This window comes from Paenibacillus sp. MER TA 81-3, from assembly GCF_023713585.1.
GTDB lineage: Bacteria > Bacillota > Bacilli > Paenibacillales > Paenibacillaceae > Paenibacillus_B > Paenibacillus_B profundus.
In genome coordinates this window covers 1-569 of sequence record NZ_JAMAWB010000056.1, presented here as the reverse complement: position 1 = coordinate 569, position 569 = coordinate 1, and the positions used below count along the sequence as shown (strand labels likewise).

At 52.2% G+C, this 569-nt stretch carries 1 pseudogene; it reads left to right on the top strand.

From position 1 onward, the window contains the following. A pseudogene (locus M3650_RS31180) lies at positions 1 to 569 on the top strand (transposase); the annotation flags it as partial.

Genomic DNA, 569 nt, shown 5'->3' with positions numbered 1-569 from the left:
TGCCAAAGTCGGTCACAAAAGTGCTGATTCTTCGTTTTTCGGATACAAAACTCATATCGCCATGAGCGAGGAACGGATCATAACGGCGGCCACGATTACGACCGGCGAACAAAGCGATGGCAAGCAGCTCCAAACCCTCATTGAAAAAAGTAAGGTCGCGGGAATGAAAGTGGAGACGGTGATTGGAGATACGGCCTGCGGGGCTATACGTCTGCAAGGCGGGGCATTTGGCGACTCGCCGGGCGCGGCAGGGTAAGAAAGGCCGAGGGAAGAACCAGGTGGACACCTATTATTTTAACGTGGAGAAGTGCAAACGGTGCCCGCTCCGGGAAGGCTGCTACAAGGAAGGCGCAAAGAGCAAAACGTATTCGGTAAGCATAAAGAGCCATGAGCATTTGGCGCAGGCAGAGTTTCAGGAAAGCGAAGCCTTTAAGACCAAGGCTAAAGAACGATACAAGATTGAGGCCAAGAACAGTGAACTTAAGCATAGACACGGGTACGACGTTGCGTCCTCCTCGGGTCTGGTTGGCATGGAGATTCAGGGGGCAATGGCGATATTTGCGGTTAAT